Source organism: Algoriphagus sp. A40, assembly GCF_002002735.1.
Lineage (GTDB): Bacteria > Bacteroidota > Bacteroidia > Cytophagales > Cyclobacteriaceae > Algoriphagus.
In genome coordinates, this window is record NZ_MUNY01000052.1 from 62,219 (window position 1) to 76,519 (window position 14,301).

Sequence of the window (14,301 nt, forward strand, 5' to 3'; positions counted from 1 at the left end):
AAAACCTACCTTTGCCACATGTCCACCCCACAAAAAAGCCAGGCAGAAATCCTAACCAAACTAGGAATCGAGCAACTCAACCCCATGCAGCTCGCTGCCAAGCAGGCCATTGAATCTTCGAATGAGGTCATCTTGCTATCACCCACTGGCACTGGAAAAACCCTCGCTTTTCTTCTGCCACTGATTCAAAATCTTGATGCCACTTGTGAAGAAATCCAGCTCGTGATCATCGTACCTTCCCGGGAATTGGCGATTCAGATTGAGCAGGTGATGCGGGGAATGGGTACAGGCTACAAAGTCAATGCTGTGTATGGTGGTCGGGCTGGCTCCAAGGATCGGATCGAAATCAAACATCGTCCTGCCGTCTTGGTTGGGACACCCGGGAGAGTGGCTGATCACTTGCGAAGAGAAGCTTTTGACACTGCTTTTATCAAAACTTTGGTTCTGGATGAATTTGACAAATCGCTGGAAATCGGATTCGAAAATGAGATGAAAGATATCCTCTACCTACTCCCCAAAGTGAAGAAAATGATCTTGACTTCGGCTACGTTGGGTGTGGAGATCCCCAGATTTGTCGGGTTGAAATCCCCCGTCACAGTTGACTATTTGGAGGAAAAAATCTCCCACCTTGAGATCAAAAAGGTCCTTTCCCCGACCAAAGACAAACTGGAAACGCTCCTGGATTTGATTGCGCATTTGGGCGGTCAGAATGGGATCATCTTTTGCAATTTCAAGGATTCCATTCAGCGAGTGAGCGATTGCTTGGAGGAAAATGGAATTTCGCACGGGACTTTTTCCGGAGGAATGGAGCAAACGGACCGGGAAAGATCCCTGATCAAATTCCGAAATGGAACTCACCAAATCCTTTTAGCCACTGACCTTGCCGCAAGAGGGATCGATGTACCTGAGATCAAGTTTATCATTCATTACCATCTCCCACTCCGGAGCGAGGAATTCATCCATCGAAACGGCCGGACTGCCCGGATGAACAGCGACGGAACAGCCTATGTCCTGCATTATGAAAGGGACCCGCTACCTGATTTTATTGGAAATTTACCAATTGAAAAACTGACCAAATCTCCCCTTCCCGGTCCTTCGGAGTGGTCCACCCTGTTTGTTTCCGGTGGGCGCAAAGACAAAATCTCCAAAGGCGACGTCGCCGGCCTATTTTTCAAGCAAGGAAATCTCACCAAAGAAGACCTGGGCGTGATCGAACTGAAGACGGATTGTGCTTTCGTAGGTGTGAAAACCTCCACTTTGGAAAAGCTTTTACCCAAAGTCAACAACATGAAGTTGAAGGAAAAGAAGGTGCGGGTTACCGTCATCTGAGAATTCCTGAAATTGGATACTTACTTTTTTCCAAATCCAAAAGGACTGATTTGGAGTTCGATTGCGATAGGCAAAAAAGTCTTTCCTGAGAAAAAGTTGTACTTTGAAGACTATGGATCGAAATCAGTTTTTGAAATACGTTGGGGCATTTGCAGGGGCAACTCTGCTGCCGGATTTGGGATTTGGCTTTTCCAATTTTCCGGAAAATAAACCTGCGATTTTTGACTTACACTGCCATACCGGGAGATTTTTTGCCAAGGGAGGTCCAACCTATCCCGGAGATGAAGCCTTCTCCAAAGCAGTTACCGAAATGAATCAATCTGGGGTTATAGGAGTGTTTCTGAGCATCGTTTCTGACATCAGTTTGCTCAAAATCACGGACAAAGGCGTAGTCGTCGACAGTAAACTGGAAAAAGGAGTCGCCTGGGAATCTTACAAAAATCAGCTTGGAATTTTGAAGGAATTGGCAAAAGGCCAAAATGCCCAAATTGGAAAAACTTCCGGAGATCTGAAAAACCCGAAAAAGGTTAACCTGTTTCTTTCATGCGAAGGGGCGGATTTTGTCGAGGAGGACATTGATCGGATCAACGAAGTATATGAGCAAGGCGTCCGATCAGTCCAACTGGTGCACTATGTCCCCAACAATATCGGCGACCTCCAAACCGCCGATCCGGTGAATGGAGGGCTTTCGACCCATGGCAAGTCCATCGTGAAGCGCTTGACCGAACTTGGGATGGTCATCGATTTGGCCCATGCTTCATTTGATACCGTGAAGGGAGTGGCCGAAGTCTCAGGAGCACCACTTTTGCTTTCGCACAGCATCCTGGCAGATGAGCCCAATCGACCGATTGCTGCACGAGCTATGAGCCGGGATCATGCCAAGTTGATCGCTGAAACCGGAGGCCTGATCGGGGCCTGGCCGTCTGGATTTTCCAAAGATTTCGATGATTTTGTGGAAAACACTCTCCGATTAATCGATGCCGTCGGAGTCGATCACGTTGGTATCGGCACGGACATGGATGCGAATTTTCAGCCGGTGATCAACGATTATTATGGTGTGGAAAAATGGCTGGAAGCCCTTGCGGCAAAAGGACTTTCAAGCTCAGAAGTAGAAAAAATAGCGGGTGGAAACGCAGGGAAGTTGCTCCAAACCGTGCTAAAAGACTAATCTATTTTACCTTTTTCCTCTCTCAATTTCATCCCTTCCACCTGTAGCTTGATGACCTCAAGTTTTTCATCCGTTTTTTCCCTGATATCTTGATGTTGATAGATAGCGTGAGAAAGTGATTGAGACCGGTTGATTTCAAGATTTATCAGTTTTTCAAAGTCTTTATACCGTTGGATTTGGTTTTTTTTCTGTTCGACATATTCCCTGAATAGCAAATAGTGCAGCAAAGCCAAGCACCCAATTACCAAAATGGCCAGTATCCAAAATGCCCCATTTTCAAAATTTGATACCAGCATAGTCAGTCTCTAAATGTTCCAAAACTAACCCCGCTCCAATTCAAAAAAAATACGGCAAAAGGCCTACTTTTTCATCCAAAAGATTGTCCCACCAATACCTGAAAGTTTGATTGTGACTTTTCTAGCTTACCGGCCAAATCAACAAAACAGAGGTTCCCAATCCCAACTCAGAGTGAATCTCAAGGCTTCCCCCAATTTCCTCAGCTCGTTTCCTCATGTTGTAGAGTCCGTTTCCTGGAATGATCTCATTTTCCTCAAAGCCCTTTCCGTTGTCATGGATATTGACCAGATTTTCCTTGCCCGTGGAGTCAATTTTGATTTCTATCCGATCAGCTTCGGAGTATTTAATCGCATTTTGAACCGCTTCCTGTACCACTCGGAGTATTTGAATACTCATCGCCGATGGCAGCACCGCATCTGGACTGATACTGTCATTGATTTCGTAGTCAAATGTAATCTGGGAAGCCGAAAGCCCCGCCTTTTGCACATAATCCCGGATCCGGGAGGATAGCTGGTCCCAGGAAACTGAACCGCTGTTCATCGCCCAAATGGTATCCCGAAGTTCGGTAATTGTTTGTTTGGTAAAATTGGCAATCGTGTCGTAGCGTTGGGTGAGCTGGTCCTTGATCGGCTCAAAGTATTTCAGATTTTCTATGGCGGAAATGATAAAGGTCAGCTGGGCTCCGATGTTGTCGTGAAGATCCCGGGAGATGAGCATCCGCTGCTCCTGGAGCTTATTTTGGGTTTCGATTTGTGCCAAAGCTGCCTTCAGATCACCCTCTTGCTGAAGCTGACGATTTTTGAGTTTTTGTTGATTGTAAAGGAGATAACCGACGATTCCCAGTGCCAATGCCAAAAATAAGGAGCCATACAACTGGATATTTTTGTTTCGGATGGAGAGCTGTTGCTCCACGATTTCCCGGTCCTTTTTCTCTGTTTCATATTTGGTCTGGAGCTCGCTGGTCAATTGCGCCACTTGTTCCTCCGTCAGGGAATTTTGATAATCGATATATAAATCGGTGAAATACTGGGCACTGTCCGGCATATTGAGTGCCGCAAAGACAGGCACCAAGCGCAACTGCATCGAAGCTATTTCCTCCTTTGCTTCCAATTCAGTCAGGGTTTTGATCGCTTTTTGATATAGGTTTTTGGCTTTGAGGTATTCTCTTTTCTTCGAATACGAATTGGCCAAAGCGTACTCCATCATCGCCTGATCGTAGTAGGAATTGACTTTTGAGGCGATTTTAATTCCTTCAGTGGCTGCCTCGATGGCATCATCCGGCCGATCTGCGGCATTGTAAAGTGCCGCCAGGTTGAGGTATGTAACCGAAAGCACTAGCGAGTCTCCAGCCTTGAAGCCGTTTTCCATCGCTCGTTTGAGGTATTCTTCTGATTTATCGTATTCTTTGGTGCTTTTGTAAATGTTGCCCATGTTGTTGTACAGCATAGCCAACTCGGGAATCATCTGGTTTTTTTCACGATACTCCGCCACTTCGGCGTAGATTTCCAGTGCTTTTGGATAGTTGCGCATGTCCTCGTGAAGGACACCGAGGTTATTTTTGATAAAGTTGATATTGTGTTCATGGCCAATGCTTTCGAAATAAGCCAATGCCTCCATATAGTACATCATGGCCGAGTCCGTTTGAAAAAGTCGCTGATGCACTGAGGCCAGGTTACTTTTGGAACCTGCCATTCCGGCCGAATCAGCGATTTGAGTGCGTATTTCAAGGGATTTTTTGTAGCCAGCTTTTGCCTCTGCAAATTGCCCCTTTTGGTTGTACACGTTGGACAAGTCACTGTAAGCTTGTCCGATTGCTTTCTGATCACCCAGCTTTTCGGTCAATTCAAGCGATGCAGTTCCATAATGCAAGGCCGAATCCAAGTTTACCATAGTCCAAAACCAGGTCAATTCAGAGTATAAACCAACTCTTTCTGCATCGGTTTGGGAGGATTTGAGTTGAACTTTCAGACTGTCAATGATGTATTTGGGACTCTGGGAAAAAGACTTTTGCCCTAAAAGAGCCAACACGATCAGCAGGAATACACTTCTTTTTGACATTGATGAAAATCTGAAAATAAGTTTAAAATATGGCTTCGGCCCTGAAAGTAAGGATTTATGGAATTTTTGGGACTACCTGCTCTAAAAAAGAATGGAATCAATTCATTTCCAAAATTTTCTGAATTTTTTTGAATTAGAATCTGCCATTTATTCGGAATGCTGGATTTGGAGAAGCAAAACCTATTTTAAATCTTGGGGTTAGAATAGCTATATAAACCCAAGATTAACTGATGTTTGATTTTAACCTCACTGAAAATCAGCAAATGATCGCTGAAATGGTCCGGAGTTTTGGGGCCAAAGAGATCACTCCCTTTCGCAAAGAATGGGATGATCGGTCCTTTTTCCCAATGAAAGTCTTCAAAAAATTGGGAGAACTCGGCCTGATGGGTGTTCTGATCCCAACAGAGTACGGAGGTTCGGGCTTTGGCTACGACGAATATGTCACCGCAATTCTAGAGCTTTCCAAAGTCGATCCCTCCGTTGGCCTATCGATGGCTGCGCACAATTCCCTTTGCTCCGGCCATATCCTGAAGTTTGGCAATGAGGATCAAAAGCGCAAGTATTTGCCAAAACTCGCTACTTGCGAATGGCTCGGCGCCTGGGGTCTGACCGAACCGAATACAGGTTCGGATGCCGGAAATATGCGTACAGTGGCAACCGAAGAGGGAGATTTCTTTGTCCTAAACGGAGCAAAAAATTTCATCACGCATGGCATTTCAGGTGATGTGGCTGTGGTCATTGCCCGAACTGGAGAAGTCGGCGATTCGCATGGAATGACCGCCTTCATTATCGAAAGAGGAACGCCTGGGTTCAAAGGTGGCAGAAAAGAAGACAAACTTGGGATGCGCGCCTCAGAGACTGCGGAGATGATTTTTGAGGATTGCAAGGTTCATAAAAGTCAGGTTTTGGGAAAAGTCGGGGAAGGATTCATCCAGTCCATGAAAATCCTGGATGGAGGGAGAATTTCCATTGCAGCACTATCTCTCGGGATTGCCGAAGGAGCCCTGGAAGCCGCCATCCAATATTCGAAAGAACGCCATCAATTCAACAAGCCGATTTCCAGTTTTCAGGGAATTTCGTTCAAACTGGCAGATATGGCCACGAAATTGGAGGCGGCAAAATTGCTGACTTTCAAAGCAGCCGACCTGAAAAACAGGGGCCAAAATGTCACACTTGCCAGTGCTCAAGCCAAGTATTTTGCCTCAGAAGCTGCAGTTTCACTTTCCAATGAAGCAGTGCAAATTTTTGGTGGGTATGGATTTACCAAAGATTATCCTGTGGAAAAATTCTATCGGGATTCCAAACTTTGCACCATCGGTGAGGGAACTTCAGAAATTCAGAAAATGGTGATTGCCAGGGAAGTATTGAAGTGATCAGTGTTCAGTCCCAGTAGGCTGCTGCAATACTGAAGACTGGGACTGCAAACTGATCACTGAATTTCCTCCAAAATCCCCAAAACCAATCTCGCAGAATTGACCGATGCAGGACCCACGAACTGGTTGAAATTCACCCTTGCGTGATTGTTTGCATTGTCGCTGCAGCTGCGGATGATGACAAAAGGAATCTCCAGCGTCCTGCAAATATGAGCTATCGCCGCACCTTCCATTTCAGTAGCCAAAGCATCAAACTCTTCGTAAAGCCATCTGGCCTTTTCGTCGCTGCTGACAAAAATATCCCCGGTGGCAATCACACCGGAAAAGACCTTCGGCTTCCTTCCGGAAATCGGGACCAATTCGATGCGATTGGCGACTGTTGTACTTTTCTCCAATAAATCTGCGTCAGCTTGAATGTACAAATCCTCATGTCGACCACCGGTGAGTTTACGGAATGGAGACACTGTAAAACCCGTGGAATTCACCTGTCCAAAGTCAAACTGAACCAGCTTTTCCCCGATCACAATATCCCCTGGCAATGCCTCCGGATGAAGACCTCCTGCGACTCCGGTGAAAATCAACGTTTCAGGATCAAAGTTTTCCACCAATATCGCCGTGCTATAGGCTGCATTGACTTTGCCCACACCGGCTTTCAGGATGACCACTTTCTTGCCTTTCAGTTTGCCGGTGTAGAAGTCAATTCCTCCGTGATTTACTTTTTTGGAAGTCTTCATGGAATCCAACAAAATGGCAATTTCCTGATCCAAAGCTCCCATAATCGCAATTCTCTGAGCTTGGAGGTTCAGAGAAAAAAAGCACAAAAAAAGGAAAAGCCACTTTTTCACAGCCATAAAAAGAAGAGCGAAAGTACACTGATGATGGCCAGGATAGGGTTGATTTCAGCAGTTTTTCCTGTAATCAACTTCAAAACAGTCCAGCTGATAAAGCCAAAGGAAATCCCGACAGACAGACTGTAGGTGAAAGGAATCAAGACAATGGTGAGAAATGAAGGGAGGGACTCTTCGAGATCGGACCAATTGATTTTGGTCAGTGGAATGACCATAAACGACCCCACCAAAACCAGGGCAATCGAACTCGCAATGGAAGGAATCACAGAAAGCAACGGAGAGAAAAACATAAACGGCAAGAAAAGCAATCCGGCCGTAATCGCTGTAACTCCGGTTCGGCCACCCTCCTCGATCCCAACAGCCGATTCGATGTAGGCTGTTCCCGAACTGCTGCCTACCAAACCCGCGAAAAGCGTCGCCACGGAATCGGTCATCAGGGATTTGCGCATATTCTGCGGACTTCCGTCAGGATCTTTGAGGCCGGAAGCCTCTGCCAATCCTACAAAAGTGGAAATGCCGTCAAATAAAATAGTGAAAGTAAAGACGAAAACCACTGGCAGATAGGCATAGCGTAGTGAACCTAAAATATCAGCTTTGCCCACCAGACTGAAATCCGGCCAGGCAAAAAACCCGGTGTAGTTGACCAAGGTAGAAACTCCAAAATTTACTCCCGAAGCATCTCCCCAAAATCTCCCGATCGGCCAAGCCAAAGCCGTGGTGAAAAGGATCCCGAAAATAATCGCCCCAGAGACCTTTCGGATTAGCAAGCCACCGGTGAAAAGCAAACCTGCCAAAAACGTCAAAGTCACCGGATCTTTGAACAAGGCCATACCAACCAGTGTCGCCGGATTGTCAACGATAAAATGGGCATTTTGAAAGCCGATAAAGCAAATAAATAAGCCTATCCCCGCTGAAACTGCATGTCGGATCGCCGATGGAATGGCCTGAATGATCTTTTCGCGCGTTTTGAAAACGGAAAGAATCAGGAAAATCACTCCTGACCAAAAGACCGCGCCCAAGGCTTCCTCAAAACTCAGCCCGAATCCTTTGACTGCAGTGTAAGTAAAAAAGGCGTTGATTCCCATGCCGGGAGCAACGACGATAGGGTTTTTAGCATAAATCCCCATCATCAGGCTACCAAAAGCAGACACCAAAACAGTGGCGGTCAGCACGGCTGAAAATGGCATTCCTGCCTCAGCAAGAATCGCAGGATTGACGATGATAATGTAGAAGCAGGCTAGGAATGTGGAAATTCCGGCGAGGATTTCGGTTTTGATGGAAGGAGTTTTAGGTTTCATTTAGCTTTTGTAATTAAGCTGACTATTCTAAAGCATCTCTGAATTTTAAAAGAAGATTTGTATCGATCACCTGATCAAAACCCAAAAGCAGGAGACCATTTTTCAATTTTTTGTCCCCTGTCCAGAGATAAGTGTTCATTTTTAGGCTTAATGCGACAAACGGGGCATCAAACTCATCGATCTGCTCTACCAACCAATTCTATGGCTTTTCTCCAGGTATCTTGATCTATTGTTTCCAGGTCAACCAAAACCAATTTGGAGATGACCAGCTTTTTTAAAAAAGAAATATCCTCTTCAGAAAATTTAGAGATGGAAATCAATTTCTGATGATGTCTATCTAATTCAGTTAACAAAAAATCTGGGGCGAAAAAGGTAAAATGGTCAGCGGGGTCAAGTAGCAAATCACTGATTTTTCCGTTCGGGTTAAGGATTGCGCTAAAAATAATATTAGTATCTACGACAATATTCACTTAATGAATCGGGATTTGTTTTCCTTCCACCAAGTGGATTTGGATTCCTTTGCCAAATTCTCAATTTCCTTTTCCGAAACAGTACTTTCTGAACCGATCTCTTTCACCCTGATAAAATCAAGAATTCTCTGCAAGCCACTGAGATCAGTCTTTGAGGAAACTCTGATAATGATTTCTTTTTCAGTACGTTCTATTTGCATAACTCAATGTAAAAAGAATATTGGTTTTCTGTTAATCGTCTGTCTGGAAATAAAGTTCCTCACAACCTCCCCACCATCATTCCTCCATCCAAAACCAGAATCTGGCCGGTGGCATAAGGCAAATCCCCGCGGAGCAATGCCGCCACCACTTTGCCAATATCCTCGGGCTGCCCCATTCTTGGCTCAAGAGTTAAGCCTTTTTCGATCCGCTCCTGATAGACGGACTTCACTTTCTCGGTCATGTCCGTCTCAATAACTCCTGGCTGGATTTCATAGACCGGAATGTTGAATTCCGCCAGGCGAACCGCCAAAACCTTGGACATCATCGATAGCCCGGCTTTGGCCATGCAGTAGGCAGCGCGGTTGGTCGAGGCCAAAACCGCCGATACGGAAGTGATGGAAACAATCGAAAGCGGAATATCTGCATCTGATTTCCGGATTTCCGTCATCCACCTTGCAAAAGCCTGACTAAGAAAAAAAGTCCCCTTCAAATTGATGTCCATCAGGTGATCAAAGTCTTCCTCAACCACTTCCAAGACATCCGCCCGAATTCTGGGAGCGACGCCGGCATTATTGATTAGGAAATTGATTGTCCCGAATTTCGCTTTCACTCCGTTCAGGATACTCTCTCGATCAGCTTTTTGAGCAATATTTCCGGGAAAATATTCGACTCGGACACCGCTTTTGAGAAGCTCTTCCAAAACACCGCTGACCTCTGACTCGGCTCTCACGCCGTTCAGGGCAAGATCGATTCCTTCCTGTGCCAGTTTTTTGGCTATGCCCAATCCGATTCCTCGGGTTCCACCAGTGATCAAAGCGACGTTTCTCATTCTCCTTTCAAAACTTTAAGCTGATCGTATTCCGGCATTTCCTTGTAAAAAGGATCGAGTGGAAAGCAACCAGAAATCATCCCGTTTCTTGGTGCCGTGGTGCAGTCGGAAAAGGTGCGGCAGATTTTGGCACGCTTCAGCCCATTTCCCGAAACAATATCCGCCGGCATATCGGGATAACTGAGCACCATCCTTCCAAATCCGATTGAGTCGGCTTTTCCAGTTTTCAAAACGTTTTGTCCAACATTTGGAAGCCACTCTTGAAGGTAGGAATAGGCCGAGCCTACCACATATAGCCCGGGAAAAGCTTTCTTGATTTCGGCCGTAGCCTGGATCTGTCGCGCAACTCCGCAAAGCGGATCTTCCGGTGGCAAGTACCCATCCGAAGGTGGGAAAAGCGCCGGTCGTTGAATGTGGGGATTGTAATAGGGGCTGCCAGCTGTGGTGCAGAAGAGCTCGATTTCCAGTTTTTCAAAATCCTGAAGGAACATGAAAGTTTCATTCAAATCAGCTTTTGTTCCGCTCTTTTCTCCTCCGAAGGCATAGTTGTACGGTTCGGATTGAGCAGGAATTCCTGTTTCTTCAGGCCCTTTTTGAAAAGGAACCCAGTCAAAAATGCTCATCCTGACCCCGATCTCCAAACCTGGAGCCGCAGTTCGGATTCCAGATACAATATTCCGGAGAAAGCGGGTCCGGTTTTCAAAACTCCCTCCGTATTTCCCTTCCCGGTCATAAGCACTCAGGAATTCATGCCCCAGATACCCGTGGCAATGTTTGATATCCACAAAATGAAACCCGGCTTTTTGGGCAAGTACAGCCGCTTTCACATAGTCTACGATAATCGAATCTATCTCCGAATCGGTCATCAGCGGGTAGTCCTCACCCAAGCCAAACTTCTGATTCAATACCGGATGCGGATAAAGAATTTTAGGCTCCATCCGCTTCTTGTCATTAGGCTTGCAAAAGCGTCCTGAGTGGGTCAACTGCAAGCCAACGAGCAGATCCGAGGTGTCTCCGAAGTGCTCCTGATGGGTAGTTTTCACAAGCTCAAAAAGGTCGACAAAATCGGGAAAAGTCTGCTCATTGAGCATTAACTGATTGGGATTAGCCCGTCCTTCCGGTCTCACAGCCACTGCTTCACAACCCCAAAGGAGTTTTGCTCCGCTGAGCCCAAAATGCTTCCAACGTCGCTTTGTAAATTCTGTCGGTCTGCCGTCTTCAGTTCCATCCCAGCCTTCCATGGGCAAGATGCACATCGCATTTCCGATTTTCTGCCCGGACCGTAGGATATGGCTTTTGGCAAAAGGTGAATCGGGGCCGGATTTCAAATCTGAATCAAATTCCATGACAATGCCTTCCTTAGCCAGATGCTGTGCAAAAAGCTCGGCGGTTTTTAACTGCGCGATTCTTGGAAATAGAGGCTTATACTTTCCGCTCATTTCGGCACACAGTTTAGAAATGAATAGTATGGCTCGTTTCTCAGCATCCGCTGAACCAAAACTGCCAGCTCGCGGGCGTGATAATCTCCCCACATGCTGGATTCACCATGGGCAACTTTTCCAGCTTCGGGTTTATAATCCCAACCGTTGGGCTGGTGGTAAATCGAGTGCAAAATCAGACCCTGATGACTTTCTCCAGTAGAGAGGTAAGGCTCAGAGAATAGCGCTCCTGCGAGCTGAATTCCAGCATTTTTATACTTCTCCCCACGTTCGGGATCACTTGCTTTCAGCCAATTCCCAATTCGGATCATCCCCTGCGCTGCGATGCAGGCTGCCGAACTGTCGACAGGTTCAAATTCATTGAAGGGATCAGCCGGTCGGCTAAGATAATCCCCAAGCTTATGTAGGTTTGGCGCCCCGGTATCCCAATAGGGAATCCCGTCAGTGGGTGTATGCTCCAGATAAAATTCAGAAGTGGCAATCGCTGCCTGCAAAAGTTCAGCAATCAGATCCTGTTTTGAAATGATTTCAGAATAATCTGATTCGGGAATTTGATCCAGAATCTCAAGGGTTTCTCCCAATCCGCAAATTGCCCAAGCAAGTCCCCTTGTCCAAGTACTGAAGCCGGTATATCCCTGTTGGGAATTGGGGCAGCGATAGGCTCCGTCGTTGGTATTGAAGATGATCTCGTGCGCAGTTCGTCCGGATTCGTCGTAACTGTCCCGACCTTTTCCATAAAAAATCGAAAAGCGAACGGTACTCAGAATGTGCTGAATGGCTCGCTGGATCAAGGAAATCCGTTTGTCATTTTCGACCTGAAGCACATGCCCAAGCTGATGCGAAACGACCAAAGCCCGGCAGCTGCGGATCGTATCCACAAAGAGTGAATGCGGCCCGTTGAAGGAGTAAATAAATCCCCCGCCTGGTATCGAGGTCCAGCGGGTGGCCTGTACCGCACCGGTGACCTTCAGCGCCAGTTTATAGAATTCTTTTTCCCAGTCCGAACCCTCAATTTTGCCTTCATTGATCAGGCGGAGGAGGTTGCCATAAGTGCTCACATTGTTGAATCCATGATCGTGTACGCCGATATGGGTCAGATGGGGAGCCATTTTTTGGACTGTGTTTTGCCGTCCGATATCCAGAAATTCTCTTTCGCCAGTCGCATCAAACTGGAGAATGGCCGAGCCAAACTGGAAGCCCTGGGTCCATTCGGTCCAGCCCCGGGTCACATATTTTCCTTTTTCAGTGAATACAGGAGCGCCTTTTTGAGTGTCAAAGGAGGCTTCGATCATCCGGATTTTTTGCCCGGAAAGGTTCCAGAATCGCTCTAATAGGGATTTTAAATCAGAAATTGAAAAAGCAGAATCAAGCTTCATGGGTAGATTTTTGGGTAAAATGGTGAGCGAGCATCAAGACCGCAGTCACCGGAATCAGAATACAATACATCGCCGCATCGGTCTCCAAGCCGGCAAATCCGGCAGGCACCAACTTAAGCAATGACAACACGAAATAGCCTAAAGCAAGTGCTGAAACAACAAGCAGGGATTTGGGAGGATTTTTGAATATCACTGCTCCCAACACCACCGGAGCAATCATCGAGGTCCCGGCAAAACTCACTCTTGCCAAAAGCACCAATTCATCGCTCATGTAGGTAGAAAACACCAAAACGATCAGCGAAAAAACCAAGATTGCCAATTGGGTAATCCTCATATTTTTCTTGTCAGAACCGGACAATAGTGATCTCAACTCAGTGCCTAAAGCGAAGATTTGAGCATTGGTGGTCGAAAGACAGGCTGCAAAAAGCCCGACCACAGCCAAAGCAGCAATTGGATTCGCCTGATCAAAAAGCAAGGCTGCCGATATAAAATCAGCAGTCGAGCTATCCGGGTATTTTACCGCTCCATACAAGCCAATAAAAGCCGTGGGTAGAATCACCAAAATCGCAAATATACCTACAGCATAGGCCATTTTATGGACGGATTTCAGGTTTTTCATCACAACCAATCGCGTAGTAAACTGAGGCTGAGACACCGGAATCAAGACTATGGCAATGGCTGATGCGATCAGAAATGGGCTTGAAAAAAGTCCTTTCGGGCCGGGAAGTGACAGCAAAGCTGCATTGGTTTCCTCCACTTTGGCCAAGCCTGCTTCCAGTCCACCAGCCATTTCTAGGCAAGTCAAACCAATAATCCAAATCACAGCAAGCATGATCACTCCTTGTATCGCATCGCTGTACATGATGGCCTTCAGGCCGCCAATTTCTGAGTATACCAGCATCAGGATGACCAACAGCGATGACCAACCCCAATCCGGAATCAAATCAGGGAAAGCTGCATTGAGAAATATTGAAATCCCGCGAATTTGAATAGCTACATAGGGAATCAGGAATAGGAAGGAACTTATAAAAACCAAATATCCTGCCCAGCGGTTATTGAAGCAGCTCTGAACAAAGCCAGCCACACCTTTGTAACCGACCTGAGCAGCTTTTTTGCGAAGCGCAAAGCCAAACCAAATCAACAGAAAAACCATCAAGGCATCCGAAAAGGCCAAAAAGACCCAGGCACCTACTCCATGGACTCTGAAAAAATCGGGCATTCCCATAAAGGTAAATGCACTAAATAACGCAGCCGAAAATGTCAGAAATCCAAGGATCGAACCGATGTTGGACCCGGCAAGCATAAACTCATCCGAGCTTCGGTTTTTATTGTAAGATCTATAGGATGCGTAGCCAAGCGAGGCCAAAAAGAGCGTGAAAAAGAAAATCAGCCAGCCCGTCATGATTTTTTGGATTCTTCATGCGGAAAAAATCGGGAGGCCAAAAATGTCAATCCCACCAGCAAAACAGTCACCAGCAAACCTGTCCAAAAGACAAAAGGAACGCCCAAGAGCCTCGGGTCTACTTTGTTTTCTCGAAAAAGAAAAAGAAATGAGCCGACCGAAAGTACGAGGACAGCAAGGACAATACTATTCCAGATTTTGGGTTTCATTGAT

At 46.3% G+C, this 14,301-nt stretch carries 15 protein-coding genes; 3 read left to right on the top strand and 12 right to left on the bottom strand.

What is annotated here, in order from left to right; genetic code table 11:
* The first annotated feature begins 18 nt into the window (after nt 1-18).
* Both B0E43_RS30770 and B0E43_RS30775 read left to right on the top strand, forming a co-directional pair.
* The gene (locus tag B0E43_RS30770) at nt 19-1,329 is read left to right on the top strand and encodes a DEAD/DEAH box helicase (RefSeq protein WP_077349897.1); all 1,311 of its coding nucleotides are present in this window, start codon (nt 19-21) and stop codon (nt 1,327-1,329) included.
* A gap of 112 nt (nt 1,330-1,441) precedes the next feature.
* Complete coding sequence (locus B0E43_RS30775) at nt 1,442-2,497, top strand: dipeptidase (RefSeq protein ID WP_077349899.1); 1,056 nt, start codon at nt 1,442-1,444, stop codon at nt 2,495-2,497.
* On the opposite strand, the gene B0E43_RS30780 is transcribed toward B0E43_RS30775, so the two are convergent.
* Nucleotides 2,494-2,793 (bottom strand): hypothetical protein, encoded by a 300-nt coding sequence (locus tag B0E43_RS30780; protein ID WP_077349901.1) that lies wholly within the window; start codon nt 2,791-2,793, stop codon nt 2,494-2,496. The genes B0E43_RS30775 and B0E43_RS30780 overlap by 4 nt on opposite strands.
* Before the next feature lie 121 nt (nt 2,794-2,914).
* Nucleotides 2,915-4,852, bottom strand: coding sequence for a sensor histidine kinase (locus tag B0E43_RS30785; protein ID WP_077349903.1), 1,938 nt, complete (start codon nt 4,850-4,852; stop codon nt 2,915-2,917).
* A gap of 230 nt (nt 4,853-5,082) precedes the next feature.
* Between B0E43_RS30785 and B0E43_RS30790 the strand changes: the two genes are divergently transcribed.
* Nucleotides 5,083-6,225, top strand: a complete 1,143-nt coding sequence (locus tag B0E43_RS30790) for an acyl-CoA dehydrogenase family protein (RefSeq protein ID WP_077349905.1) — start codon at nt 5,083-5,085, stop codon at nt 6,223-6,225.
* Nucleotides 6,226-6,281: 56 nt separating this feature from the next.
* Here the strand turns inward: B0E43_RS30790 and B0E43_RS30795 are convergent, their stop codons facing one another.
* From B0E43_RS30795 to B0E43_RS30830, 10 genes are read right to left on the bottom strand one after another with little or no spacing between them, the layout of a single operon-like run.
* Complete coding sequence (locus B0E43_RS30795) at nt 6,282-7,076, bottom strand: 5'-methylthioadenosine/adenosylhomocysteine nucleosidase (RefSeq protein WP_077349907.1); 795 nt, start codon at nt 7,074-7,076, stop codon at nt 6,282-6,284.
* Nucleotides 7,067-8,371 carry an NCS2 family permease gene (locus B0E43_RS30800; protein WP_077349909.1) on the bottom strand — a complete coding sequence of 435 codons (1,305 nt, stop codon included), beginning with the start codon at nt 8,369-8,371 and terminating at the stop codon, nt 7,067-7,069. Before B0E43_RS30800 ends, B0E43_RS30795 begins: the two co-directional genes overlap by 10 nt.
* Before the next feature lie 22 nt (nt 8,372-8,393).
* Nucleotides 8,394-8,564, bottom strand: a complete 171-nt coding sequence (locus B0E43_RS31385) for a PIN domain-containing protein (RefSeq protein WP_077349912.1) — start codon at nt 8,562-8,564, stop codon at nt 8,394-8,396.
* On the bottom strand, nt 8,545-8,841 hold the full coding sequence (locus B0E43_RS31390) for a PIN domain-containing protein (protein ID WP_077349914.1): 297 nt from the start codon (nt 8,839-8,841) through the stop codon (nt 8,545-8,547). The genes B0E43_RS31385 and B0E43_RS31390 overlap by 20 nt, the downstream gene beginning before the upstream one ends.
* Complete coding sequence (locus B0E43_RS30805) at nt 8,838-9,041, bottom strand: hypothetical protein (protein WP_077349916.1); 204 nt, start codon at nt 9,039-9,041, stop codon at nt 8,838-8,840. Before B0E43_RS30805 ends, B0E43_RS31390 begins: the two co-directional genes overlap by 4 nt.
* Nucleotides 9,042-9,100: 59 nt before the next feature.
* The gene (locus B0E43_RS30810; protein ID WP_077349918.1) at nt 9,101-9,871 is read right to left on the bottom strand and encodes a 3-ketoacyl-ACP reductase; all 771 of its coding nucleotides are present in this window, start codon (nt 9,869-9,871) and stop codon (nt 9,101-9,103) included.
* Nucleotides 9,868-11,310, bottom strand: a complete 1,443-nt coding sequence (locus tag B0E43_RS30815; RefSeq protein ID WP_077349920.1) for an NADH:flavin oxidoreductase — start codon at nt 11,308-11,310, stop codon at nt 9,868-9,870. Before B0E43_RS30815 ends, B0E43_RS30810 begins: the two co-directional genes overlap by 4 nt.
* Nucleotides 11,307-12,686, bottom strand: a complete 1,380-nt coding sequence (locus B0E43_RS30820) for a glycoside hydrolase family 88 protein (protein WP_077349922.1) — start codon at nt 12,684-12,686, stop codon at nt 11,307-11,309. The genes B0E43_RS30815 and B0E43_RS30820 overlap by 4 nt, the downstream gene beginning before the upstream one ends.
* Nucleotides 12,676-14,088 carry a sodium:solute symporter family protein gene (locus B0E43_RS30825; protein WP_077349924.1) on the bottom strand — a complete coding sequence of 471 codons (1,413 nt, stop codon included), beginning with the start codon at nt 14,086-14,088 and terminating at the stop codon, nt 12,676-12,678. The genes B0E43_RS30820 and B0E43_RS30825 overlap by 11 nt, the downstream gene beginning before the upstream one ends.
* Nucleotides 14,085-14,297 carry a hypothetical protein gene (locus B0E43_RS30830; protein ID WP_077349926.1) on the bottom strand — a complete coding sequence of 71 codons (213 nt, stop codon included), beginning with the start codon at nt 14,295-14,297 and terminating at the stop codon, nt 14,085-14,087. The genes B0E43_RS30825 and B0E43_RS30830 overlap by 4 nt, the downstream gene beginning before the upstream one ends.
* Between the last annotated feature and the right edge of the window lie 4 nt (nt 14,298-14,301).

Coding starts and splice junctions, on each gene's coding strand:
- B0E43_RS30770 (WP_077349897.1), top strand. CDS start 19: ATGTCCACCCCACAAAAAAGCCAGGCAGAAATCCTAACCAAACTAGGA.
- B0E43_RS30775 (WP_077349899.1), top strand. CDS start 1,442: ATGGATCGAAATCAGTTTTTGAAATACGTTGGGGCATTTGCAGGGGCA.
- B0E43_RS30780 (WP_077349901.1), bottom strand. CDS start 2,793: ATGCTGGTATCAAATTTTGAAAATGGGGCATTTTGGATACTGGCCATT.
- B0E43_RS30785 (WP_077349903.1), bottom strand. CDS start 4,852: ATGTCAAAAAGAAGTGTATTCCTGCTGATCGTGTTGGCTCTTTTAGGG.
- B0E43_RS30790 (WP_077349905.1), top strand. CDS start 5,083: ATGTTTGATTTTAACCTCACTGAAAATCAGCAAATGATCGCTGAAATG.
- B0E43_RS30795 (WP_077349907.1), bottom strand. CDS start 7,076: ATGGCTGTGAAAAAGTGGCTTTTCCTTTTTTTGTGCTTTTTTTCTCTG.
- B0E43_RS30800 (WP_077349909.1), bottom strand. CDS start 8,371: ATGAAACCTAAAACTCCTTCCATCAAAACCGAAATCCTCGCCGGAATT.
- B0E43_RS30805 (WP_077349916.1), bottom strand. CDS start 9,041: ATGCAAATAGAACGTACTGAAAAAGAAATCATTATCAGAGTTTCCTCA.
- B0E43_RS30810 (WP_077349918.1), bottom strand. CDS start 9,871: ATGAGAAACGTCGCTTTGATCACTGGTGGAACCCGAGGAATCGGATTG.
- B0E43_RS30815 (WP_077349920.1), bottom strand. CDS start 11,310: ATGAGCGGAAAGTATAAGCCTCTATTTCCAAGAATCGCGCAGTTAAAA.
- B0E43_RS30820 (WP_077349922.1), bottom strand. CDS start 12,686: ATGAAGCTTGATTCTGCTTTTTCAATTTCTGATTTAAAATCCCTATTA.
- B0E43_RS30825 (WP_077349924.1), bottom strand. CDS start 14,088: ATGACGGGCTGGCTGATTTTCTTTTTCACGCTCTTTTTGGCCTCGCTT.
- B0E43_RS30830 (WP_077349926.1), bottom strand. CDS start 14,297: ATGAAACCCAAAATCTGGAATAGTATTGTCCTTGCTGTCCTCGTACTT.